Genomic DNA, 21,315 nt, shown 5'->3' on the forward strand with positions numbered 1-21,315 from the left:
CGGTCAAGATCACGCAAATTCAGGCCGGTATAGCCACGCATCTGCGCATTTTTGTAGCGGCTATCAGGATTCGTTCCCTGGAATTCAAGTCCGAATCTTTTTCACTACGGCTGCCTGCGCAATCTGGGATGACTGGCGATCTTTCGAAGTCGTTAGCTAGACGAATTGAGCCCGGCAACCGGTGAAATGTTCGCTAAGGCTTGCTCCACCCCCAACCGAGAGATTGACGGAGCCGTCGCGCCAGCCAGGCCTCTGTGAGCAGACTTTACCTGCAGAAACTGCGTTCTAACAATTATGCAGGCTAACGCTGAGGACGCTCACGAGTAAACTGCGGCGATCCCCTACCCCAATCGCTAGCTAGGTGCCGGTTGACTGCCTGCAATTCCACGTCCCGCCGTTATCCATCGCGGTTACCGTCAAGCGCAACTGCTCGCGCAACCAGGCCAATCCAGCATCGGCCGTGCGATGCTCATGCCACTGCACCGTCTGGCGCATCGTCGGCATGGGCAGCGGCACCTCGCGAATCACAATCGGTTCGTGACGCTGTGCCTGTATGGCCAGCCGTCGATGCACGGTCGCAATCCGCTCGGTGCCCATCAGCAGCTGGGTCGACGCCATGAAACTGTAAGTCGTCACTTCCACGCGGCGCGATACGCCTAGGCGCTGCACGAGCCAATGCTCGAGCGCCGGTTGCCCTTGTCCCGGCAACACGAGCACATGCCCCGCGTCCAGGTACGCCTCGCGCGTCAGCGGCGCGGCCGCCAGCGCTGCGTCTTTCCACAGCACACAGCAGAACTGCTCCTCCAGCAAGGTTTCTACCGGATGCTCCGGCGAGCAGTATTCGCTGGGAATGATCAGGAGGTCGGCGTCGGCGCGTTCGAGCGCGCGTTCGGGATGCGCCACCTGCGGTCGCAGATCGATGCGGATATGCGGCGCCGCCACATAGATGCGCGCCAGCAGGTGCGGCATCAGCGTGGTCATCGTGTAGTCCGAAACCAGCAGGCGGAATTCGCGCGTTGACTCGGCCGGCACGAAAGCCGGTTGCGTCGAGATCGTGGCCTCGACGCGCACCAGCACATCGCGCACGGCATCCGCCAGCGCTTCCGCACGCGGCGTCGGCTCCATCTTGCGGCCGACCTGCACCAGCAACTCGTCTTCGAAGTAATCGCGCAGGCGCGCGAGCGCATTGCTCATGGCCGACTGGCTCAAATGCACGCGCTCCGCTGCGCGGCTGATGCTGCGCTCGCTAAGCAACGCATCGAGCGCAACCAGTAGATTGAGATCCAGCTTGTTGAAACGCATGCGTCCCGTCTCCGCTTTTGTTTTTGCCGTCTCTTTGGCCGATCCAGGGTTTTCCCTTGGTATTCAGCAAATCGATCCGGCGAATGGATTCAATCCATTTTTCACATGTTTCGCGGCATCTTAACCTAGCCGCACCCACAACAAAAACACCCACAAAGCGATTCACAGAATCGTTCAGGAGACACCATGCAGGGCAATTTCAAACGCTTCGGCAACGCTTGCGTATTCGCTTCGCTCGCCTCATTAGCGTCACTCATCACCGTTTCACAGCACGCCAATGCATTCGAAGGCGGCATCTCGCCCTATCCCGCGAGCGCCACCGGTGACAACATCGCGTCGATGCCGCCGTTCCCCGGCTTGTTCGTTTTGCAGCAGTTCAATTACAGCTTTTCAAACGGGCTGTATGGCAACGACGGTTCGAAACTGCCCGTGCCGTTTCATTCGTCGGTAGCCACGGAAGTCACGCGTCTGCTCGCCTCGTATCCGTTCGAGTTCTATGGCGCGCGGTTTTATTCGCAACTGGTGATTCCCGTGGTTTCGCTGCATACGACCGTGGCGGCCCAGCATTCAACACAGAATGGTCTGTCGAATATCACGGTGTCGCCGCTGATTATCGACTGGCGGCCCACGCGTGAACTCTCATTCGCAACGGGCCTCGATATCGCGCTCGAAACCGGTTCGTACAGCGCGACCAAGGCCAGCGTGGCCGTGGGCTACACGTCCTTGCAGCCGGTTTTTGCGGCGCGCTACGACCAGCCGGGCGGTATCGATATCGGTATTTCGAATCGACTGCTGCTCAACCAGCGCAATTCGACGACCAACTACACATCGGGCGACGCGTATCTCGGCGAATTCGAAGCGGGCTGGCATCTCGGGCACTGGAAGCTCGGCGTGGTGGGCTCCTACCTCAATCAGTACAGCAACGACACGCAAAACGGCGCCACGGTGGCTTCCGGCTATCGCACGCGCAGCTTTGGCTTCGGGCCGTCGATCGTGTACGACGCCGGGCCGGTCAAGATCAATCTGAACTATCAGCAAGGGCTTTACGCGGCCAATACCTCGAAGAGCAATAACGTCTGGCTGAACATCGCGGTGCCGCTGATGTAACGCCCGACGCCACGTTTCAAACGTTTCAAACGTCAGCAAGGAAGAATTAAAAATATGTTCCGCTATTTCCCAACCAATTACGTCTGGAATCTGTCGATCGATCTCGCGATCGAAATGGGCGCGCGCATGGGTGAAATCGAGGCGATGTGCGCGCCGCTTCAGGAAGCGGCAAAGCAGCCCGATGCCGAAGGCACGCGCGCATTCCGCGAAGCGTGGGTCAAGATGGCCGACACGCTCTGCGAACTCGCCGCGGAAGACGAAGCACGCGGCCGTCTGCTCTCGGCGGGCGAGAAATACAAACGCGCCAGCATCTATCTGCTGACGAGCGAGCGCATGCTCGCGCACGATTCGCCGGGGCGCATGGCCTTGTACCAGCGCGAACTCGATGTGTTTGCAAAAGGGATCGCGCTCGCGCGCGATGCGTGCGAACGCGTCGAAATTCCGTATGGCGATGGTCATCTCGCCGGTCTCTATGTGCGGGCGAAGAACGCACCTGAACGCGCGCCGCTGCTCGTGCAGGTCAACGGTCTCGACTCGACGAAAGAGATGAAGTATTTCGTCGGCCTGCCCGCCTGGCTGGCCGAGCGCGGCGTGTCTTCGCTGATCGTCGATCAGCCGGGCACGGGCGAAGCGCTGCGGCTGCACGGCATGAACGCGGTGTTCGACAGCGAGCGCTGGGCAAGCCGGATCGTCGACTGGCTCGAAACGCGTCACGACGTCGATTCGCATCGCATCGGCATGGAAGGCGTTTCGCTGGGCGGTTATTACTGCCCGCGCGCCGTCGCCTTCGAACCGCGCTTTGCGTGCGGCGTGGTGTGGGGCGCGAATCACGACTGGCGCGACGTCCAGAAAAAGCGCCTGCAGCGCGAAGGCGATTTCCCTGTGCCGCACTACTGGAAGCACGTGTGCTGGGTATGGGGCGCGAAGGATATCGACGACTTCATGCGGATTGCCGAAGACGTGCATCTGGACGGCGTACTCGATCGCATCCGCGTGCCGTTTCTGGTCACGCACGGCGAGAAAGACTCGCAGATTCCGCTCGTGTGGGCGCAGCGCACTTATGACCAGCTCATCAACAGCCCGCGCCGCGAACTCAAGATTTTTACGGATCGCGAAGGCGGCGCGCAGCACGCGAGTTTCGACAACTCGATCAACGCCGGGCATTACATCGCCGACTGGGTGGCCGAAGCGCTCGGCGGTCGCACGCAACTTTAATTCGCCTTTAACGGCTCTTTAAACCGCAAGTCTCAAGGAATCAGGCATGAATATCATCGGCCCCGACTGCCTCGTCTTTGGCGTGGACGACGTCGCCGCTTGCAGCCAGTATCTCGTCGATTACGGCCTGTTGCCGGTCGCCGCCAGCCAGATTGCGGATGAAGCGGACGGCGCGAGCGCGGGTGGTCGTTTCGAGGCGCTCGACGGCACCGCCATCGAGATCCGCCGCGCCAACGACGCCCGTTTGCCGCCCTCGCTCGGCACTGCCAGCCTGCTGCGCAAGACCATCTACGGCGTGGCCGACGCAGCCGCGCTCGACCAGATCGCCACGGAACTGCGCAAGGACCGCGAGGTCCGCACCCTGCCCGACGGCTCGCTCGAAAGCACCGACGACATGGGTTTCACGCTCGGCTTCCAGATCAGCGTGCGCCGCCCGCTGTCGCTTGCCGCGGAAGCCATCAATGCGCCGGGCGCGCCTGCGCAGCGCGCGCCCAATGTGGTCGCCGCAAACGACGCCGCCGTGCTCACGCCGCGCACGCTCTCGCATGTCGTCTACTTCGTGCCCGACGCCGCGCGCGCCGAAGCGTTCTACGTCGAGCGCCTGGGCTTTCGCTGCACCGACCGCTTCACCGGCGTCGGCCCGTTTCTGCGCCCTGCCGGCACGCTCGATCACCACACGCTGTTCCTGATCGAAACGCCGCCATTCATGAAGGGCTGCGAGCACTTCACGTTCCATATGGGCGGCCCGAGCGAAGTCGTGCAGGCGGGCACGCGCTTTGTCGAAAAGGGCTACCAGTCGTTCTGGGGACCGGGCCGCCATCGCTTTGGCTCGAACTGGTTCTGGTACTTCAACAGCCCGCTCGGTTGCCACGTGGAATACGACGCCGATATGGACCTGCACGACGACGAATGGCAGGCCCGCGCCGCGCCGATGGGCGCCGACGCCTCACAGCTTTTCCTGCTTCAGCATCGCGAGAAATGGGCGCCGGGCGGCCCGCCGCCGGCTCGTTAAGACCGTGCGCTATCTCACGGATCTCGATGCGCTGCCGCAGCCGTGCTCGCGCGGCTTTGATCCGCACGGCACGGGTCAGCCGACGCTGTTCGTCGTGCGTCACGCGACTGGAGTGCGGGCATGGCGCGACGCCTGCCCGCATTACGGCGATACGCCGATGGCCTGGCGCAAGGACGCCTGGCTCGATGCGGGCGGCACGCACATCGTTTGCCATGCCCACGGCGCGCTGTTCGACATCGAGAGCGGCCTGTGCGTGAAAGGCCCGTGCCTTGGCCAGCGGCTGACGCCGGTGCCATTGCATATCGACGAAAACGGCCGCGTGTATCTGCAAGACCTCAACTTACAACAGCAAGACCAGGAGACTTCACCATGAACCAGCCCTTGCGGCGCGTCCTGATTATCGGCGGCGGATTTTCCGGCATGACGACCGCCATCGAATGTGCCAAACGCGGCTTCGAAGTCGATCTCGTCGAAATCGACGCGGGCTGGCGCTCGTATGGCGCGGGCATCAGCATCGGCGGCCCGACGCTGCGCGCGCTGCGCACCGTGGGCGTGCTCGACGACTTTGTCGAACGCGGTCATGCGGGCGACGGCGTGAACCTGTTCGCGCCGGACGGCACGCCGCTCGGCGCGCTGCCGACGCCGCGCGTGGCGGGCGAGGACGTGCCCGGCGGCGGCGCGATCATGCGCCCGGTGCTGGCCGACATCCTCGCCCGCGCAACGCGTGCGGCGGGCGTCAACGTGAAGCTCGGCTGTTCGTTCGAGCGCCTGGACGCGCAGGCCGATCACGTGAACGTCACGCTCACCGATGGCAGCGAAGCGCGCTACGACCTCGTCGTCGGCGCGGACGGGCTTTACTCGAAGGTGCGAACCGCCACGTTTCCCGACGCGCCCTCCCCGCGCTACACCGGCCAGGGCGTCTGGCGCGCGGTGCTGCCGCGCCCGTCGGGGATCGCATGCGCGTCGATGTGGCTCGGCCACAAGGTCAAGGCGGGCCTCAATCCCGTCTCTCGCGACGAGATGTACCTGTTCCTGACCGAGGACCGCCCGACGCGCGCCCACATCGATGCGGCCGCCGCGCCCGGCATGCTGCGCGATCTGCTGGCGGGCTTCGGCGCGCCGGTGCTGCAACGCGTGCGCGAGCAGATCGACGGGCAGTCGAGCGTCATCTACCGGCCGCTCGAAAGTCTGCTGATGCAGCGTCCGTGGTCGCGTGGGCGCGTCGTGCTGGTCGGGGACGCGGTGCACGCCACGACGCCACATATGGCTTCGGGTGCGGGCATCGGCATCGAAGACGGCATCGTGCTCGCCGAAGAACTTGCGCGCCACGCCACGCCCGCCGACGCGCTCGCAGCCTTCGAGGTGCGCCGCTTCGAGCGTTGCCGCGTGGTGGTCGAAAACTCGGGCCGTCTCGGCGAAATCGAAATTGCCAACGGCGACCGCGCCGAACACGCGCGCATCATGCACGAGACGCATCACTATCTCGCGCGTGCGATCTGAGCGGAGCGCCATCATGGACAATTCTGCCGGCGCACTCTCGACGGGCCACGCCTCCACGCCCGCACGAAGCACGTATCGACGGGCCGGTCTGGCCGCGCTGATGGCCGCGCACTGCGCGGGTATGGTCGACCTCGTGGCGTTGCCGGTCTGGGTCGCCACGCTGATCGGCGGCCTGCGGCTCGACGCGCAGCACGCGGGCGCGCTGCCGACCTTGTTTCTCGCAGGCGTGGTGGCGAGCAGCGCGGTGTGCTCGCCGCTCCTGTTGCGCCTCGCGGCCAGACTGCCCGCACGCGCCTTCGTGGCGGCGGGCTTCGCGCTCGCGGCCGTGGCGTTCTATGGCGCGGGCACGGCCAGCACCTATGCCGCGATGGCGGCGCTGCATCTGCTGGCGGGTCTCGCGGTCGGGTGCAGCCTGAGCATCACGCACGGCACGATCGGGCGCAGCGCGAATCCGCATCGGCTGTTTGCGTTTGCGGGCTTTGCGCTCGGCGCGTTTTCGATTGCGTTTCTCGGTGCGACGCCGCATGCCGTCGCAGCTTACGGCGCACGGGCGTTCTTCACGATCGTCGCAGCCGTGATGGCGGTGGCGGCACTGATCAGCGCGCTGGCGTTTCCTGCCGCCGCGCCGAAGGCCGACGTCGCGCCATCGCGTGCCGGGAAAACGCCGCTCGACGCGCCCGTGTGGTTCGCGATTGCGGGCGTGATCTGCATGGCGCTCACGCAGGCCATGCTCGCGAGCTTCGTAGCGCGCATCGGCGTCGAACGCGGCTTTGGCCTGACGGCGGTGACCTCGGTGCTGATCGCGCTGGGCCTCGTCAATCTGCTGCCCGCACCGCTCGCCGCGCTCACGCAGCGCCGCCTGAACGCACGCACCGTCGTGCTCATCGGCCCGTTCGCGCAGGCGGCGCTGGCGCTCACGATCACGCTCGGCAACGGCTTCACCTCGTACGCGGCGGCCACCGCCGTGTTTCCCGCCGTGATGATCTTCTGCCACACCTACGCGTTCGGCCTGCTTGCGCGCCTCGACGCAAGCGGCCGCGCCGCCGCTGCCACGCCCGCGATGGTGATGGCGGGCGCCGCCGCCGGACCGTTGCTCGGCGGCGTGCTGGTCAAGCACTTCGGCTGTGGCAGCCTGGGCTGCGCGGCGCTCGTCGTGGGCGCCCTCGCCTGCGGCTGTTTCGCGCGCATTCCCCGTATAACCCACACTACTGGACACGCATCATGAAACCCGTGCGCCGCTTTATCGACCTGTCGATCTATCTGGAAAACGACGTACTCTCCGATCCGCCGCCGCTCGCGCCGAAGATCACCTATCAGGCGCACGCCGACACGCTGCCCGAATTCATGGCGATGCTGCCGGGCACCCGCGCCGAGGACTATCCCGACGGCGAAGCCGCCGCCGCCGAATGGGTCACGCTCACGACCCACAGCGGCACGCACCTGGACGCACCGTGGCATTTTCATTCGACGATGGATGCGCGCTTCGGTGAGCCGCGCCCGTCGATCACGATCGACGAAGTGCCGCTCGAATGGTGCTTCCAGTCGGGCGTGAAACTCGATTTCCGGCACTTTCCCGATGGCTACGTCGCGACCGCTGCCGATGTCGAAGCCGAACTCGAACGCATCGGTCATACGCTGGAGCCGCTCGACATCGTGGTCGTCAACACGCGTGCGGGTTCGCGTTACGGGCACAACGACTATCTGGGCGCGGGCTGCGGCATGGGCCGCGAAGCGACTCTGTATCTGCTGGAGCGCGGCGTGCGCCTCACCGGCACAGACGCGTGGAGCTGGGACGCGCCCTTCTCCTACACGTCGCAAAAAGTGGCGGCGACGGGCGACACCTCGCTGATCTGGGAAGGCCACAAGGCGGGCCGCGAGATCGGCTATTGCCACCTGGAGAAACTGCATAACCTCGAAGCGCTGCCGCCGCACGGCTTCACGATCAGTTGTTTTCCGCACAAGATCCGCAAGGCGTCGGCGGGCTGGACGCGCGCGGTTGCCATCGTCGATGAGGAGCGCGCATGAAATTCGCCACCCGCCGTAACGGTAGCCGTGATGGCGAGCTTCTGATCGTTTCGCGCGATCTTGCGCGGGCGGTTTCGGCGCAGGATATCGCGCCTAATCTGCTCGACGCACTGGAGCGCTGGGATGCGCTCGCGCCGCGTCTTGCCGCGCGTTATGACGCGTTAAACGCGGGCCGTACCGAAGACGCTTTCGCCTTCGATCCGCGTGCCTGTGCCGCGCCCTTGCCGCGTAGCCCTCAGTGGTGCGACGCCTCGGCGTTTCTCAACCACGGACGGCTGATGGAGCGCGCGTTCAACACCGAACCAATTCCCGATTTCGACACGATTCCCGTGATGTACCAGGGCGCTAGCGACGATTTTCTCGGCCCTAACGACGATGTTTTTCTGCCCGACGAAGCGCAAGGCATCGACTTCGAAGGTGAATTCGGCGTGGTCACGCAGGCAGTGCCGATGGGCGTCGAGGCACGCGATGCGCTCGCGCACGTACGCCTGATCGTGCAACTGAACGACTGGAGTCTGCGTGCATTGGGACCGCGCGAAATGAAATCAGGGTTTGGCTTTTTGCAGGCCAAACCGTCGACAAGCTTTGCGCCCATCGCGCTCACGCCCGACGAACTGGGCCACAACTGGCACGACGGTCGCGTCAGTCTCAGGCTGCGGGTGGACTGGAACGGCAAATGGTTCGGCAATCCCAGCGGCGATGAGATGAGTTTCGACTTCGGTACGCTTATCGCCCATGCGGCGCGCACGCGGCGTTTGAGTGCGGGCACGATTATCGGTTCAGGGACGGTCTCGAACGCGGATCGATCGGTGGGTTCGGCGTGTATTGCGGAGCGACGCGTGCTGGAGATTCTGGAAACAGGTGTGGCTGTTACTCCTTTTATGAGGTTTGGCGACCGCGTGCGTCTCGTGGCACTTACTGAGCGCGGGGAGTCGCCGTTTGGAAAAATTGATCAGTGTCTGAGAGGCGTTCACGTGTTGGCCGGGATGGTGTGCTCGCCTGACGCAGAACATATTGCCTATCAAAACTCTCCACATCAATCGTCTGATCCGTGATTACGGTCTTCAACATTGGATACGCCGGGCTTGAGTCCCAACGTAGCTCGCCCGACGGGGTCGATCGTGGCAGACTGGCCAGCATGCCAGATCGAACGTCGCCATCATGATGACACTGTTCCGACAATTGCTACGCTGCGCAACGACAGTGCGAACCGTGGTGGCGCGAACTCTGCGCTACCGGCAGGTGCGAAGGAAGTCCGCGCGTGGCCGAGCCTCGCTCGCGAAAACTGACCGCTATGACGTGAGCCGACGGTCCCGACGCAAGATTTTTGCCGGCGTGAAAGTCTTCCCGCCACCCTTGCGCGAGCGAGTTGGCCTACGAGGCACATCGCGACCGACCGGCAGGCCAATCCCCGAGAGAAGGTATCGCGCCTGCGCGAAGCCGCTCTCAGGATAGCGCTCGAAAATCCGGTTGAACTCCTCGACGAGTGCACGGGCCCGCTGCGGGACGGGCGCGTCCGGCCCCAGCATCAGGGCAGTCTGTCCAAATCTGACTGGTCCAGCTGTTATCAGGGCACGCAGACGGGAATTCACGCCGTCGCGCCCGAACAGCTCGATGCCGTACGCGCGGATCACGGCGCGCACGATCGCTTCGGCAGCAGGCGTGAGCGGCGGCATGGACTCGACCAGACGCAGGTGCGGTGAGCGCACATCTGGCGCGGTGAAACGTCCGATATCGTCGATGTCGGCTTCCAGACGCTGCACCGGCAGATCCGCGCTGAAGAGCAGCAGCCGTATGCGTTCATAAAGCGCCTCCTTGTCGGAATCTATGAATGCGATGTCTGTCATGCTGTTTTCCTCGAAGTGGCTCGAGCCCAGATGGTCCCGCAGGCGCAGCGAACCGGAACCGGATCGACCGTGAAGCCGCAGGTAATCACCTCGCGTCCGGACGGCAGTTGCTGACCGGGAGCCAAGTCCGTTGGACGTGGTCTGAAACGACTGAGCGTTGCTGGATCCATGCGACGGCAAGTTCCAACGCTTCATCGCGCGCCTCCTGTGGGTTGGCGAACTCCCCGTCCACGCCGAGCGTGCGCGTTTCGTCGTCCCGGTCAGTGATGATGGCCACAGCTGCGTAACGGCCCTTCCCAATGGCGATGACCACCGCCCGGATCTCGCAGCCGTGATACTCGATGATTTTGTCCACATTCATAACGCACCTCCGGCAGGGCGCCTCACCCATGCGCAAGCGCCCGCGGCGAAATGAGTTTCCCATCGGTTCATGTAGCATTCCGCATGGCGAGCTGCAGGCATGCCCCCGTCGGCGCAATCTGGCGCGAGCACGACGACTTGTGTCGCCCCGAGATTGCCTGGAAGACCCCGATAACCTCGCGCCCGCGTCTCTCTGCGACGATGACAAGCCTGGCGTAGCGATCACGCAGCCATTCAGCCTGACGGCACCACAATATCCGTCGTGATGCCACCAGGCACGGAGCGCGTTTCCGGCCTTGCTCCACCGTCGTTCCCGGCGGTCTCGAGGCTTCGACGCGGTGCGTCGCCCGGGTGAAGCGCGTCGAGGACCGTTCTGCCCTTCCCGGTGAGGTACACGCGTCGCGCCCCCCCGGCGCGATGTTCCAGCATGACCAGTTGGCGCTCGAGCAACGCGTCGAGTTCCGCGCGATTCATGTCGATCTGGTCCGGTGCCTGACTAATCAGCATCAGGGTCGCAAATTCGTGTGGACTGAGCATTTCCTTCTCCCGTAAAACAGGGTCCCGAAAGCAGGGGGCCCCCGCACAAAAAACGACACGTAATGCAGCCAAACGAGGACCGCGCACCGTGCAGCGCGGTGTTTGTCACGCGAGGAAGCGCGCCGGCGAACCCGTGTCGTTGACACAGCCCGCGTTGATGGCGTGTATCGCGTACTCGAGCGCCTCCCGGTGCGCCTCGTCCACGCTTGACCGGTGCTGCGCGTAGCGCGGCAGGTGCCAGTCCGCGACCGTGCGCTCCGCGCGCCGGATGCGCACGACGGCTACATACGTCTCCCGGCCAGCGGGAGGCAGCGCGCAGTGCCGGACCGGAAACGCGCTGGTCTCGATCATGAAGCCCTTCCAGCTTTCGCTGCGTACGTCGTTCATACATTCCTCCGGATGACCGGACTTGCCCCTGCGCTTACGCCTGACCAACGCTCACCTCGATGCGTCGCGGCTTTGCCTCCTCACGACGGGAAATGCTGAGCTCGAACACCCCGTCGCGCAGTTGCGCATCGATAAGCGAGACGTCAAGTTCAGGGCTGAGCGTAAAGGCGCGCTGGAAGCTCGGGTGGCGCACCTCGCCATGCTGCAGGTGCAGCCCGGAGGGAGTCGGGATCACCGCTTCAGCCTCGATGTTCAGGGTGGCGTCCTGCACCCGCACCTCAAGCTTTGCGTGCTGCGGCAGTTCAATCACCCGGCGAAAGGCACCCATGAAACGCTCCGTCGCATACACGCGCGTCTCATCGTCCGCTTCGGGTCCGGACAGCTTGCGCTCGCCACTGATCGTCGGCACTCCTTTGTCAATCGATACGTCAATCGCGGCCAGATCGAGTCCTGGCGCGAACGCGACGATCTCGACGCTGTCGTCGGTGCTGCCGATGTTGACGGGAGGAAAGGTTTCGCTGCGCATGGCGCGCAGGCGCGCGGGAAAGCCGGGAATGAGGCTGGCCATCTGCCATTGCAGGCGGTCGAATTCGCCCGGAAGACCGGTGCTGAAGAAGAGGTCGCTCATGATGGCTCCTGGAAAACCGGGCCGACACGGGGACGAACGGAACCACGCGCTCCAGTCCGCCTGCCCGTGGGAAACCCGCCGACAAACAAATCGAAACACGCAGCGCTTGATCGCGACTGCCTGAGCGATGCATAAAATAGCGCAAGGAACGGAAATTTCAAGAGGCTCTGCAACATGTCAACCTAGGAGGCTTCATGGACTTTTTCGACAGACTTCAGGAGCAGATTGAGACCGTGCGCCAGCCGCTTTTCGCCGTTACCGTCACGGCGGCGGCGCAGGTGAATACGCCGCTCATCGCCATAATCCACTGGCATGGATTCCGGCGCGCGACGCCGCTTGTCCTGCCCGGCATCAAGATCCCGCCCCGGCCAGTTCCTGTGTCAGCCTTTCCACTTCATGCGCCATGGCACAACTTTGAGAGTGTGGACGCGATGCTGCTGGATGCAGCCTGGCAATTCGGTGCGTGGGATGTCGAGCGTACGGAGCGGCGCGGGTGCAACGTGATCGGTGCCAGCGCTGCGGAGGCGCTCGCCTGTCGTCAGGCGTTCGGCGACTATGGAGAGGACATGGTCCGCGATCCGCAAATCTTCGATGACGGGACTGATCGCGACGAGCTGATGAAACTTGCCGCGCGCAGGGGTTACGTGCGCTGGCTGTTCCGCCCTGTCAAGGGCGGATTGTGGCGCACGCTCAATGAGCCAGACGACACCCTGGATGCCGATGGCGGACGCCAGCCGCCCTGTCCCGTGCAGCCTCGGCCTCGCCGACCGGACGGACGCGGCCGAACGGTTTATCACCTTGGCAAGATCGATCGCATCCTCCTGCCACTCTGAAATAATTTGTTACACAAAGCCGTATTAGCGCCCCTTGAAGCGTGTGATGGACGCCTCTATTTCGCTTTCCGCCAGGCAAACTGGCTCGGCTGCTCCGAGGCGTCCCACACGCTCCGGTAACAGCAGCCGAATTCCCTTATTGGTGATCCTTTAATCGCTCAGGAGATGAGAATGCAGATTCGTCCCCTCTACGACCGGGTTATCGTCAAGCGAATCGAGACGCAGCGGACGACGGCCTCGGGCATCGTGATTCCCGATTCGGCAGCAGAAAAGCCCGAACAGGGCGAAATCGTCGCAGTCGGCAGCGGCCGGCTGCTGCAGGACGGAACGCTGCGCGCGCTCCAGCTCAAGGTCGGTGACCGGGTGCTCTTCGGAAAGTACGCGGGTCAGACAGTCAAGGTGGATGGAGAGGAACTCCTCGTGATGCGCGAGGAAGACGTCATGGGCGTCCTCGAGGTCGACGCGGGCGCCACCCGCAAGGCCGCCTGAAAATCCCGATGCGGTCGCGAACACCGGGACGGGCGTTCGCGACGCGAGTCAACGACTTTACCCGGAGCAATAACATGAGTGCAAAAGACGTCAAATTCCACGACAGCGCACGTGCCCGTATTGTCAAGGGCGTGAACGTGCTGGCCGACGCCGTGAAGGTCACACTCGGACCGAAAGGTCGCAACGTGCTGATCGAGCGCAGTTTCGGCGCGCCGACCATCACCAAGGATGGCGTGTCGGTTGCAAAGGAAATCGAGCTGAAGGACCGCTTCGAGAACATGGGCGCCCAGATCGTCAAGCAGGTCGCCTCGAAGACCGCCGATGTCGCCGGCGACGGCACCACTACGGCCACCGTTCTGGCGCAGGCCATCGTCCAGGAAGGCATGAAGCATGTCGCCGCTGGCATGAACCCGATGGATCTGAAGCGCGGCATCGACAAGGCGGTAGCCGCCGTGCTCGACGAGCTGCGCAAGCTGTCGAAGCCGATTTCCACGAACAGGGAGATCGCACAGGTCGGTTCGATTTCAGCGAACTCCGATGAGGCGATCGGCAGAATCATTGCCGACGCCATGGAGCGGGTCGGCAAGGAAGGCGTGATCACGGTCGAGGACGGCAAATCGCTCGAGAACGAACTCGACGTGGTCGAGGGCATGCAGTTCGACCGCGGCTACGTGAGCCCCTACTTCATCAACGATCCGGACAAGCAGGTGGCCTATCTCGATGATGCGTTGATCCTGCTGCACGACAAGAAAATCTCGAACATCCGTGACCTGCTGCCGGTGCTCGAGGCGACGTCCAAGGCCGGCAAGCCGCTGCTGATCGTCGCGGAAGATATCGACGGTGAGGCGCTCGCCACACTCGTGGTCAACGCAATGCGCGGCATCCTGAAGGTCGCCGCCGTCAAGGCGCCGGGCTTTGGCGACCGACGCAAGGCGATGCTCGAGGACATCGCCATCCTCACGGGTGCAACCGTCATCTCCGAGGAAACCGGCAAGCAGTTGCAAAAAGCAACGCTGGAGGATCTCGGACGTGCGAAGCGCGTCGAGGTGCGAAAGGACGATACGATCATCATCGACGGCGCGGGCGACGAGCAGCGCATCGAGGCGCGCGTGAAGTCGATCCGCGCGCAGATCGAGGAAACGACGAGTGACTACGATCGCGAGAAACTCCAGGAGCGCGTCGCGAAGCTCGCCGGTGGCGTGGCCGTCATCAAGGTCGGTGCGGCAACCGAAGTCGAGATGAAGGAAAAGAAAGATCGGGTCGACGACGCGCTGCACGCCACGCGCGCGGCGGTCGAGGAAGGCATCGTGCCCGGTGGCGGCGTGGCGCTTCTGCGCGCGCGTTCGGCCGTGACGGGCCTCAAAGGCGCCAACAGTGACCAGGATGCGGGCATCCAGATCGTGATGCGTGCGCTCGAAGCGCCGTTGCGCGTGATCGCCGCCAACGCTGGGGACGAGCCTTCCGTGGTCATCGCGAAGGTCCTCGAAGGCAAGGGCAACTTCGGCTACAACGCAGGAACCGGCGAGTATGGCGATCTCGTCGAGGCGGGTGTGGTGGATCCGACCAAGGTGACGCGCACGGCGCTGCAGAACGCGGCCTCGATTGCCGGCTTGATCCTGACGACGGATGCCACGGTTGCCGAAGCGCCAAAGGACGAAAAGTCGGCACAGTCTGCTGACACCGCGATCGATTACTAATCCGGCAGGGTTTCCTGCATGCGTCGGTCTACAGTCGCGACCGGCGCAACCCGTTCGGCGCCGCACGCTGTCTCCGTCATGCGGCGCCGCTTTTTACCGGAGTCAGACATGAAGCTTGAACTAAGCATTGATTCGATGCCACTCGATATTGAGATCGACGACGTCGTTGCGGGATTGCTGGCCGCTCGTCTGAATCTGCCCGACAGCGAAGATCATCATGCCGCCCTGGAGCGCTATCTCAGCGAGAAAGGTGCACCCTGGATCCTCGACGAAGAGCACATGCGCAGGCGCGTCCTGCGCAGGCTCATCCTCGACATCGCCGATCCGGCACTTGTGATTCGCCATCTGATGGTGGATGAATGAATGGATGGATGGTCAGTTCCGCTCGGGATCTATGGCGCGACCAGGTTTCCCGTTCGTATAGTTATCCCGCATGATCTGACATCGTGATGTCCGGACATTTTCGTGCCCGATCACCGGCCAGACTACCTGCTGGCGTGCTCGGCCTGGACTATCTCAAGTTTTTGCAGCTCTCGGTGAGTGAGGAGCTTGCCTGTGGAGGATCGTTCGACGATGCCGTATTAAATGATGCTATGGCCGCTATTCGCAGCGGTTCAATGCGCGCGGCGCAGCCGGCAATGAAGGTCTTCTTTGATGGCTGCCAGTTCTGGCTTGCCAGTCACTTTTACCTCTATGAGGCGGCCCGACGTCTCGGTGCCCGCCACCAGGAATTCTGGTGTGAAATTCAACCCGGCCCGAAGGAGCACGCAGTGCAATATGCGTCGACAATCTCCGGGATCATCCGTCGTAATCCTTCCGGCACGTCTGGCTAACCGCTGGCCATGGCCAGGAAGAATCTGGCGCCCTTCTTGCCCCGGGACGGTTGCTCTAATGTCCGCGATGGAGGGCCATTTTACTGCCTGCGCCGGGATGATGGCAGCAGTCAAACAGAGGACCAAGCCCCGTTTTCCTGGTGGCGTCGACTGCCCGGTTTCATGTGGGCCGTACTGGATTCGAACCAGTGACCAACGGATTAAAAGTCCGCTGCTCTACCATCTGAGCTAACGGCCCGGTCCTCTTTTCCGCCGTCCGTCATGGGGCTCGGCATGCTTGCCCTAACCGATATCGATGGTGCAACTCGTGTATGACGCCGGCTCCGTTTTCGGCACGGTCAACGTGAGCACACCATTATCGAATTTTGCCAGGGTGCGAGCTGGATCGGCATATTCAGGCATCGGAATCGTGCGCACAAAGCGTCCATGAGCGCGCTCGAGCCGGTAGCAGCCGTTTTCGCCACTGCGCACATCCTGTTTCTTCTCGCCGCGCAGCACTATTGCGCCGTCCTCAGCGCTCACCTTGACGTCTTCGCGATCCATTCCAGGAAGTTCCGCGGTCACGCGCAGCACCGGCCCCTCGTCGACGACGTCGATACGTGGCTGGAAGCGCGATGAACTGAAGTCGCCGAACCATCGCTCGAGCGCACTACGGCCTGCAAATGGGTCGTGAAAAAACTCCTCCACCGCGCGCCATTGCTCTCGCGAGAACAATCGCGCAATGTCGGGTAGCAAGGGCCGCCCTTGCTCGTTTTCTCCACTCGGCGAACTCTCCTTGCTGTTCGCTTCGGACCTGCGCACATCCTCGCGAAGGAACTTGAAGGGATTCCACTTTTTCGGATCGGGATTCATCATTGCCTCTTCTGGAATATGCCAGGAGAACCGGTTATTGCATCCGCACGGCTGCTTTTCCACCGGCCCACTCGCCGGCCTGCGCTAACGGCGGGGGCAGCCAAACCGCAAACAGCCGCTGTATCTGCTGTACCTGCTGCCGTAGCTGCCCCGCGAGCGCAGACTTCAGTCCGAACGCACTTCGATGCGCCGAGGACGCGCCTCGTCACGGCGCGGGATCGTGAGCTTCAGTACGCCATCCTTAAGGTTCGCCTCGATCTTCGCTGTATCGAAGTCCGGGGAGACCGTGAAGGTGCGCGCAAACCGCGGCTCACGAACCTCGGCATGCTGCAACCGCAGATTTGCCGGTGTCGGCACGACGGCCTCAGCCTCAATGGCTAGATTGCCATCATGGACGCGCACATCGAGCTTGTCCCGCGTGACGCCAGGCAGGTCGGCCCACAGTGTGACGCCGTGACTGTCCTCGTAGATATCGACGGCAGGTGTGATGGTCATCCGCCGCGCGGATGGTTCGTTCGCGGTGCGCGTGACGGCCGACGGGTCGCGCCGGCTCAGTTCGGTGGTATCGCTCATTGTCGGCTCCCGGATCATTGGACGGTAATGGCACGAGGCTTCGAGGATTCGCGCTTGCCGATGGCGATCGACAGGCAACCATTCTCGTAGCGCGCCTGAACCTTGTCGGGGTCGGCGTTCTCCGGCAGCTCGATCACCCGACGGAACGCGCCGGTGAAGCGCTCCTGTGCATAAATGCGTTCGTCCTCGCCCGAATGCGGTTGAGCCGGCTTGCGCTCACCACTGATGGTCAACAGTCCCTTATCGATCGACACGTCGAGTTCCTCCGCATTGATGCCGGGCGCGAACGCGACGATCTGAATCGTGTCGTCGGTGGCGCCTATGTTAACGGCCGGAAATGCTCCGAGGTGGCTCGCCCGGAGACTGGTTGGATAACTACCGAAGAGGTTAGCCATCCGCCGCTGCAGCCGGTCGAACTCGCTGAAGAGGTCAGTTCCGTAGTAGAAATCGCTCATGATGAAGTTCTCCTCAAAAAACGATGGAGGCGAACGGGCATACGCGCTCCAGTTCGCCTGCCAGCTTCTGGCAAAACAAATCGAAACACGCAGCGCGCGGAACCTTGCAAGCCGCGCGTCTGCCTGAGCGAGAACTAAGATAGACACTCTGGCGGGGATTTCAAGAGGAAAAGCCGCAGACGCATTTAAAGACGTCGCCGCTGCGAACAGGCCTACCTTGCTACTGCCCCCGGGTCCGCAGACATGCTTTCCGGAGATGCAGGCGAGATGTGGGCGCGGCGACCGGCGACACGTCGCGTGTCGACGGCGGCTCACCTACGATCGGCTCGGACACAGGATCCGCCCCGACGGGCTTGCAGTCGCGATGGAAGCCGACCACTACTGTATGCACTGGCGAGGCACGAAAGATAACGGCGCGAAAATGACCAGTAGCGTCATGCGCTGCCTCTTCCTCGAAGACGCAGCGTTGCGCCGCGATTTCCTGTGCCTGCTCGCCACCAAGGGCAGGTGAAAGCCGTTGAACATAGCCAGCGCTGACGTATCGAGAGCGCGTGCCCGGTTTTATCGCCGCTCTCTCAAACTAACGTGATCTTGATCATGTGCCTGGATCGCACGCCAAGGTCGCCAGCACGGCCATTCCCAGATCTCCACCGCTCAGCCACGCGTCTTCTACGCGCCCAGATCCGCACCCGTCGCCGCACGGGCCAATCCGCTCAGAGTCCCGCCAGAAGTAACCGCGCGATGGCGGGCCGGCCACGATAAGCCTGCGCATCGCGCCCAAGATACGCCACCCCAGTGTCGGAAATTCCGGCACCTAATGCCGCGACCGCCGAAATCAATGCGTCTATCACCGCTGCTGCGCTTGAGGCGAGATGCCGGGCGCTGCCCACGGCGCTTGCATGAACGACCCAGCCTCCTTTGTCGCCGCGCAGCTTTGGCGCCATCGTGTGCGATCCACCGCAGAGGACCGCCTCAGCATTGCAGCCTCGACGCCCAGTTCCGGCGGTTGTGCGATAACTCAACATCAAAGCCGAGCAGGCGCAGACGGCCCTGTCTGCCCCCCGGAGAGCGCGAGCGATCCAGCGTGAAGAAACACGTTTCCCGCCACGGAAACAACTGGGACTTGATGATAGGTCTCCAATCGGGCAACCTGGCCGCCGAACGCATCGCCACCATCGACGGATTCGCACCAGAATCGCTATGACGTTAGTATTCAAGTCTCAATACTAGCGGGCAATTTGAAATCTAGCGGGCAATTTGAAATGTTGCCGTCACCATATCCGTGAATGCGCTCCGTCAGTCTGAGAGCGTCTGGCTAGCACAGGTTCCTTACACATGGCTCCCGATCAAAGAATCGCCGTGAGGCCGCGCTCAGGAATGCTTTGCCCAGATCGTCGGTTACGCCTTCGTCTGCCTGCACGCCTGCCCGATTGAGTAGCGCCTGCGCACCTGCCGTAAAGCCTATTGCCTTGAGATGCGCGAAGGCGTCGGCAACAAAGCCCACTGCTGCACTGTCTGAGCACAGCTTTTCCGCTGCGTCTTCGGTCAGCACGAGGGCTATGGCATCGACCAGCACGGAGGGTGTTCCAGCCAGTTGTCCGTCGGCCTTCAGCGTGCCGCCTTCGACCTTGATTCCGCCGACACGCGGTGCGATCAACATGGGTGTGCCGCCCTCTTTTCTGATTGCCTCGGCGAGGGTGTCGATCGTCGCTTTCTTCGATCCGTCCGAAAACAGGATGCCGACCTTGCGCCCCACCAGAGTATGTTTGGCGCGGCCGAGCAACGACAACGCAGGCGAAAGCGGTAGATCGACCGGCTCGCGCGCCGCGGGCGCCTTGCCGGGGAGCGGCAATGCCAGACCAGTTGCCACGCGCGATGCGAGTTCTTCGTCGATATTGCGAAGTTGGGAGATCACGCGGTTCCGGACGTGGTCGAGTTGAACCTTGGATAGCTCGAAAGCAATTGCGGTTGCTATGTGCGCCTGTTCCGGCGGCTGCTGTGACCGGTAGAAAAGACGTGCCTGGCTGTAGTGGTCACTGAACAGCTCGGACCGTACGCGCAGCTTTTCGCCAGATCGTTACCCTCGGCATTTGGGGCAAACGTGTGAAATCCTTCCGACGTTTCACGCGGTCCGCCGTCCTCACCCGCTTCGGCAAGACTATTCGGCTCGTAGTTTGCGCGGCCGGCAGGCACCTGAGTTTGCATCAGACCGTCGCGGTTGAAGTTGTGCATGGGGCAGCGAGGCGCATTCACCGGGATCTGGTGGAAATTCGTCGTGCCGAGCCGCGACTTCTGTGTGTCGAGATAGCTGAAGAGGCGCCCTTGCAGCAAGGGATCATTCGTGAAGTCGATTCCGGGCACGACGTTCGATGGCAGGAACGCAACCTGTTCCGTCTCAGAAAAAAAATTATCCGGATTGCGATCCAGCGTCAGTCGTCCAATGATCTCGACGGGAATCTCCTCTTCGGGAATGAGCTTGGTCGCATCGAGCACGTCATACGGTTGCTGTTCGGCCCAGCTTTCGTCGAACACCTGTACGCCCAGGTCCCACTGCGGAAAATCCCCTGCTGCAATCGCTTCAAACAGGTCGCGCCGGTGATAGTCCGGATCAGCACCCGCAATTTTCACGGCCTCGTCCCACACGGTCGACTGCAGGCCGAGCACAGGAACCCAGTGAAACTTCACAAAAGAGCCTTCGCCTTTGGCGTTGATGAAGCGAAACGTGTGCACACCGAAACCCTGCATCATGCGTAGCGAACGGGGAATCGCGCGATCCGACATGGCCCACATGATCATGTGCAGCGACTCAGGCATGAGGCTCACAAAATCCCAGAAGGTATCGTGAGCGCTGGCAGCCTGCGGATATCCGCGATCCGCCTCCATCTTGACGGCGTGGATCAGGTCGGGAAACTTGATCGCGTCCTGGATGAAGAACACCGGAATGTTGTTGCCTACGAGATCCCAGTTGCCCTCTTCTGTGTAGAACTTCACCGCGAATCCGCGAACGTCGCGCGGCGTATCCACCGACCCCGCCCCACCTGCTACCGTCGAGAAACGCGCAAACACAGGCACTGTGTGGCCGGCTTTCTGAAATAGCGAGGCGCGCGTCAGTTCGGGAATGGCACGCGTGCATTCAAAGGTGCCATGAGCGCCACTGCCGCGGGCGTGAACGATCCGCTCGGGAATGCGCTCATGGTCGAAATGAAAAATCTTCTCGCGAAGAATGAAGTCTTCGAGCAGTGAAGGCCCTCTTTCTCCCGCGCGTAGGCTGTTCTGATTATCGGAAATGGGGGTGCCATGATTGGTGGTGAGGCTGGGTACCGCAGACTTCCCTTTGCCATTGCCGCTCTGCTGATGCAGTTCACCACCGAGGCCGGTAAGACTCTTTTTCGAATCAGCCTTCGCTTTAGTCATTATGTTTCTCCTTGGGGGATCGATGGCTCGCAATGGCGCGTCTGCCGCCGCCTGTCCTGGCCGACAGAGCCTGCCAGCGCTGCGTACCCCGAAGCGCAAACCGCATACCTCCCACAAGACGTGGACAGTTAAACAACGCGCGTGCAACCGGGCCATGGGGCCCGGCGACGGCGCGGTGTCGCAATAGGACACGAGATGTCCACTACGCCTGTTGGTGTCTTCCGCAACGCCTGCGTCATCGCACATTTC

Annotated in this window: 22 protein-coding genes, 1 tRNA gene and 2 pseudogenes; 14 read left to right on the forward strand and 11 right to left on the reverse strand. The window is 62.6% G+C overall.

The annotated features are described in order from the left end of the window. Nucleotides 1-357: 357 nt before the first annotated feature. Nucleotides 358-1,302 (reverse strand): LysR family transcriptional regulator, encoded by a 945-nt coding sequence (locus BBA01S_RS33855; RefSeq protein WP_027820303.1) that lies wholly within the window; start codon nt 1,300-1,302, stop codon nt 358-360. 186 nt (nt 1,303-1,488) lie between these two features. Between BBA01S_RS33855 and BBA01S_RS33860 the strand changes: the two genes are divergently transcribed. From BBA01S_RS33860 to BBA01S_RS33895, 8 genes are read left to right on the forward strand one after another with little or no spacing between them, the layout of a single operon-like run. Next, nucleotides 1,489-2,409 carry a SphA family protein gene (locus tag BBA01S_RS33860; RefSeq protein WP_027820304.1) on the forward strand — a complete coding sequence of 307 codons (921 nt, stop codon included), beginning with the start codon at nt 1,489-1,491 and terminating at the stop codon, nt 2,407-2,409. A gap of 54 nt (nt 2,410-2,463) precedes the next feature. Beyond that, entirely contained in the window at nt 2,464-3,624 is a 1,161-nt protein-coding gene (locus BBA01S_RS33865) for an alpha/beta hydrolase family protein (protein ID WP_027820305.1), read from the forward strand. Nucleotides 3,625-3,670: 46 nt separating this feature from the next. Beyond that, nucleotides 3,671-4,636, forward strand: coding sequence for a VOC family protein (locus BBA01S_RS33870; RefSeq protein ID WP_027820306.1), 966 nt, complete (start codon nt 3,671-3,673; stop codon nt 4,634-4,636). Nucleotides 4,637-4,640: 4 nt separating this feature from the next. Beyond that, nucleotides 4,641-5,009, forward strand: coding sequence for a Rieske (2Fe-2S) protein (locus tag BBA01S_RS33875; RefSeq protein WP_027820307.1), 369 nt, complete (start codon nt 4,641-4,643; stop codon nt 5,007-5,009). Beyond that, the gene (locus BBA01S_RS33880) at nt 5,006-6,136 is read left to right on the forward strand and encodes an FAD-dependent oxidoreductase (protein WP_027820308.1); all 1,131 of its coding nucleotides are present in this window, start codon (nt 5,006-5,008) and stop codon (nt 6,134-6,136) included. Before BBA01S_RS33875 ends, BBA01S_RS33880 begins: the two co-directional genes overlap by 4 nt. Nucleotides 6,137-6,149: 13 nt before the next feature. Next, nucleotides 6,150-7,361, forward strand: a complete 1,212-nt coding sequence (locus BBA01S_RS33885) for an MFS transporter (protein ID WP_027820309.1) — start codon at nt 6,150-6,152, stop codon at nt 7,359-7,361. Continuing rightward, complete coding sequence (locus tag BBA01S_RS33890) at nt 7,358-8,161, forward strand: cyclase family protein (protein ID WP_027820310.1); 804 nt, start codon at nt 7,358-7,360, stop codon at nt 8,159-8,161. The genes BBA01S_RS33885 and BBA01S_RS33890 overlap by 4 nt, the downstream gene beginning before the upstream one ends. Next, the gene (locus BBA01S_RS33895) at nt 8,158-9,216 is read left to right on the forward strand and encodes a fumarylacetoacetate hydrolase family protein (protein WP_027820311.1); all 1,059 of its coding nucleotides are present in this window, start codon (nt 8,158-8,160) and stop codon (nt 9,214-9,216) included. The genes BBA01S_RS33890 and BBA01S_RS33895 overlap by 4 nt, the downstream gene beginning before the upstream one ends. A 237-nt stretch (nt 9,217-9,453) precedes the next feature. Here BBA01S_RS33895 and BBA01S_RS33900 read toward each other — a convergent pair whose 3' ends face one another. From BBA01S_RS33900 to BBA01S_RS48675, 5 genes are all read right to left on the reverse strand, one after another. Then, on the reverse strand, nt 9,454-10,008 hold the full coding sequence (locus BBA01S_RS33900) for a hypothetical protein (RefSeq protein ID WP_027820312.1): 555 nt from the start codon (nt 10,006-10,008) through the stop codon (nt 9,454-9,456). An 85-nt stretch (nt 10,009-10,093) separates the two neighbouring features. Continuing rightward, nucleotides 10,094-10,369 carry a hypothetical protein gene (locus BBA01S_RS33905; protein WP_027820313.1) on the reverse strand — a complete coding sequence of 92 codons (276 nt, stop codon included), beginning with the start codon at nt 10,367-10,369 and terminating at the stop codon, nt 10,094-10,096. 233 nt (nt 10,370-10,602) lie between these two features. Further along, nucleotides 10,603-10,905 carry a hypothetical protein gene (locus BBA01S_RS44010; protein WP_245641668.1) on the reverse strand — a complete coding sequence of 101 codons (303 nt, stop codon included), beginning with the start codon at nt 10,903-10,905 and terminating at the stop codon, nt 10,603-10,605. A gap of 105 nt (nt 10,906-11,010) precedes the next feature. Continuing rightward, nucleotides 11,011-11,292 (reverse strand): hypothetical protein, encoded by a 282-nt coding sequence (locus BBA01S_RS44015; RefSeq protein WP_042298346.1) that lies wholly within the window; start codon nt 11,290-11,292, stop codon nt 11,011-11,013. A 34-nt stretch (nt 11,293-11,326) separates the two neighbouring features. After that, complete coding sequence (locus BBA01S_RS48675; RefSeq protein WP_027820314.1) at nt 11,327-11,920, reverse strand: Hsp20 family protein; 594 nt, start codon at nt 11,918-11,920, stop codon at nt 11,327-11,329. Nucleotides 11,921-12,114: 194 nt separating this feature from the next. Between BBA01S_RS48675 and BBA01S_RS33925 the strand changes: the two genes are divergently transcribed. The 5 genes from BBA01S_RS33925 to BBA01S_RS33945 all read left to right on the forward strand — a co-directional run bounded on the left by BBA01S_RS33925 (nt 12,115) and on the right by BBA01S_RS33945 (nt 15,772). After that, nucleotides 12,115-12,753 carry a hypothetical protein gene (locus tag BBA01S_RS33925; RefSeq protein ID WP_027820315.1) on the forward strand — a complete coding sequence of 213 codons (639 nt, stop codon included), beginning with the start codon at nt 12,115-12,117 and terminating at the stop codon, nt 12,751-12,753. Nucleotides 12,754-12,924: 171 nt separating this feature from the next. After that, nucleotides 12,925-13,242, forward strand: coding sequence for a co-chaperone GroES (locus BBA01S_RS33930; RefSeq protein WP_027820316.1), 318 nt, complete (start codon nt 12,925-12,927; stop codon nt 13,240-13,242). A 74-nt stretch (nt 13,243-13,316) separates the two neighbouring features. Then, the gene (gene groL, locus BBA01S_RS33935) at nt 13,317-14,939 is read left to right on the forward strand and encodes a chaperonin GroEL (RefSeq protein ID WP_027820317.1); all 1,623 of its coding nucleotides are present in this window, start codon (nt 13,317-13,319) and stop codon (nt 14,937-14,939) included. 108 nt (nt 14,940-15,047) lie between these two features. Beyond that, nucleotides 15,048-15,302, forward strand: a complete 255-nt coding sequence (locus tag BBA01S_RS33940; RefSeq protein ID WP_027820318.1) for a hypothetical protein — start codon at nt 15,048-15,050, stop codon at nt 15,300-15,302. An 86-nt stretch (nt 15,303-15,388) separates the two neighbouring features. Continuing rightward, a complete protein-coding gene (locus BBA01S_RS33945) occupies nt 15,389-15,772 on the forward strand; it encodes a hypothetical protein (RefSeq protein ID WP_156966177.1) in 384 nt (127 codons plus the stop codon). 165 nt (nt 15,773-15,937) lie between these two features. On the opposite strand, the gene BBA01S_RS33950 is transcribed toward BBA01S_RS33945, so the two are convergent. The 4 genes from BBA01S_RS33950 to BBA01S_RS33965 form a co-directional block, all read right to left on the reverse strand. After that, nucleotides 15,938-16,010: transfer RNA gene (locus tag BBA01S_RS33950), tRNA-Lys, on the reverse strand. A gap of 44 nt (nt 16,011-16,054) precedes the next feature. Further along, nucleotides 16,055-16,624, reverse strand: coding sequence for an Hsp20/alpha crystallin family protein (locus tag BBA01S_RS33955; protein WP_027820320.1), 570 nt, complete (start codon nt 16,622-16,624; stop codon nt 16,055-16,057). A gap of 165 nt (nt 16,625-16,789) precedes the next feature. Continuing rightward, the gene (locus BBA01S_RS33960; RefSeq protein WP_027820321.1) at nt 16,790-17,197 is read right to left on the reverse strand and encodes an Hsp20/alpha crystallin family protein; all 408 of its coding nucleotides are present in this window, start codon (nt 17,195-17,197) and stop codon (nt 16,790-16,792) included. A 14-nt stretch (nt 17,198-17,211) separates the two neighbouring features. Further along, nucleotides 17,212-17,652, reverse strand: coding sequence for an Hsp20/alpha crystallin family protein (locus tag BBA01S_RS33965; protein WP_027820322.1), 441 nt, complete (start codon nt 17,650-17,652; stop codon nt 17,212-17,214). Between the two features lie 319 nt (nt 17,653-17,971). On the opposite strand from BBA01S_RS33965, the pseudogene BBA01S_RS46255 reads away from it, so the two are divergent. Continuing rightward, nucleotides 17,972-18,163, forward strand: a pseudogene (locus BBA01S_RS46255) (GTP cyclohydrolase I); the annotation flags it as partial. A gap of 804 nt (nt 18,164-18,967) precedes the next feature. Here BBA01S_RS46255 and BBA01S_RS44020 read toward each other — a convergent pair. Next, a pseudogene (locus tag BBA01S_RS44020) lies at nt 18,968-21,066 on the reverse strand (catalase). Between the last annotated feature and the right edge of the window lie 249 nt (nt 21,067-21,315).

It is taken from the genome of Paraburkholderia bannensis NBRC 103871 (genome assembly GCF_000685015.1).
Classification (GTDB): domain Bacteria; phylum Pseudomonadota; class Gammaproteobacteria; order Burkholderiales; family Burkholderiaceae; genus Paraburkholderia; species Paraburkholderia bannensis.

Excerpts from the sequence above, each read along its gene's own strand:
- BBA01S_RS33855 (WP_027820303.1), bottom strand. The coding sequence starts at position 1,302 with ATGCGTTTCAACAAGCTGGATCTCAATCTACTGGTTGCGCTCGATGCG.
- BBA01S_RS33860 (WP_027820304.1), top strand. The coding sequence starts at position 1,489 with ATGCAGGGCAATTTCAAACGCTTCGGCAACGCTTGCGTATTCGCTTCG.
- BBA01S_RS33865 (WP_027820305.1), top strand. The coding sequence starts at position 2,464 with ATGTTCCGCTATTTCCCAACCAATTACGTCTGGAATCTGTCGATCGAT.
- BBA01S_RS33870 (WP_027820306.1), top strand. The coding sequence starts at position 3,671 with ATGAATATCATCGGCCCCGACTGCCTCGTCTTTGGCGTGGACGACGTC.
- BBA01S_RS33880 (WP_027820308.1), top strand. The coding sequence starts at position 5,006 with ATGAACCAGCCCTTGCGGCGCGTCCTGATTATCGGCGGCGGATTTTCC.
- BBA01S_RS33885 (WP_027820309.1), top strand. The coding sequence starts at position 6,150 with ATGGACAATTCTGCCGGCGCACTCTCGACGGGCCACGCCTCCACGCCC.
- BBA01S_RS33890 (WP_027820310.1), top strand. The coding sequence starts at position 7,358 with ATGAAACCCGTGCGCCGCTTTATCGACCTGTCGATCTATCTGGAAAAC.
- BBA01S_RS33895 (WP_027820311.1), top strand. The coding sequence starts at position 8,158 with ATGAAATTCGCCACCCGCCGTAACGGTAGCCGTGATGGCGAGCTTCTG.
- BBA01S_RS33900 (WP_027820312.1), bottom strand. The coding sequence starts at position 10,008 with ATGACAGACATCGCATTCATAGATTCCGACAAGGAGGCGCTTTATGAA.
- BBA01S_RS33905 (WP_027820313.1), bottom strand. The coding sequence starts at position 10,369 with ATGAATGTGGACAAAATCATCGAGTATCACGGCTGCGAGATCCGGGCG.
- BBA01S_RS44010 (WP_245641668.1), bottom strand. The coding sequence starts at position 10,905 with ATGCTCAGTCCACACGAATTTGCGACCCTGATGCTGATTAGTCAGGCA.
- BBA01S_RS44015 (WP_042298346.1), bottom strand. The coding sequence starts at position 11,292 with ATGAACGACGTACGCAGCGAAAGCTGGAAGGGCTTCATGATCGAGACC.
- BBA01S_RS48675 (WP_027820314.1), bottom strand. The coding sequence starts at position 11,920 with ATGAGCGACCTCTTCTTCAGCACCGGTCTTCCGGGCGAATTCGACCGC.
- BBA01S_RS33925 (WP_027820315.1), top strand. The coding sequence starts at position 12,115 with ATGGACTTTTTCGACAGACTTCAGGAGCAGATTGAGACCGTGCGCCAG.
- BBA01S_RS33930 (WP_027820316.1), top strand. The coding sequence starts at position 12,925 with ATGCAGATTCGTCCCCTCTACGACCGGGTTATCGTCAAGCGAATCGAG.
- groL (WP_027820317.1), top strand. The coding sequence starts at position 13,317 with ATGAGTGCAAAAGACGTCAAATTCCACGACAGCGCACGTGCCCGTATT.
- BBA01S_RS33940 (WP_027820318.1), top strand. The coding sequence starts at position 15,048 with ATGAAGCTTGAACTAAGCATTGATTCGATGCCACTCGATATTGAGATC.
- BBA01S_RS33945 (WP_156966177.1), top strand. The coding sequence starts at position 15,389 with ATGTCCGGACATTTTCGTGCCCGATCACCGGCCAGACTACCTGCTGGC.
- BBA01S_RS33955 (WP_027820320.1), bottom strand. The coding sequence starts at position 16,624 with ATGAATCCCGATCCGAAAAAGTGGAATCCCTTCAAGTTCCTTCGCGAG.
- BBA01S_RS33960 (WP_027820321.1), bottom strand. The coding sequence starts at position 17,197 with ATGAGCGATACCACCGAACTGAGCCGGCGCGACCCGTCGGCCGTCACG.
- BBA01S_RS33965 (WP_027820322.1), bottom strand. The coding sequence starts at position 17,652 with ATGAGCGATTTCTACTACGGAACTGACCTCTTCAGCGAGTTCGACCGG.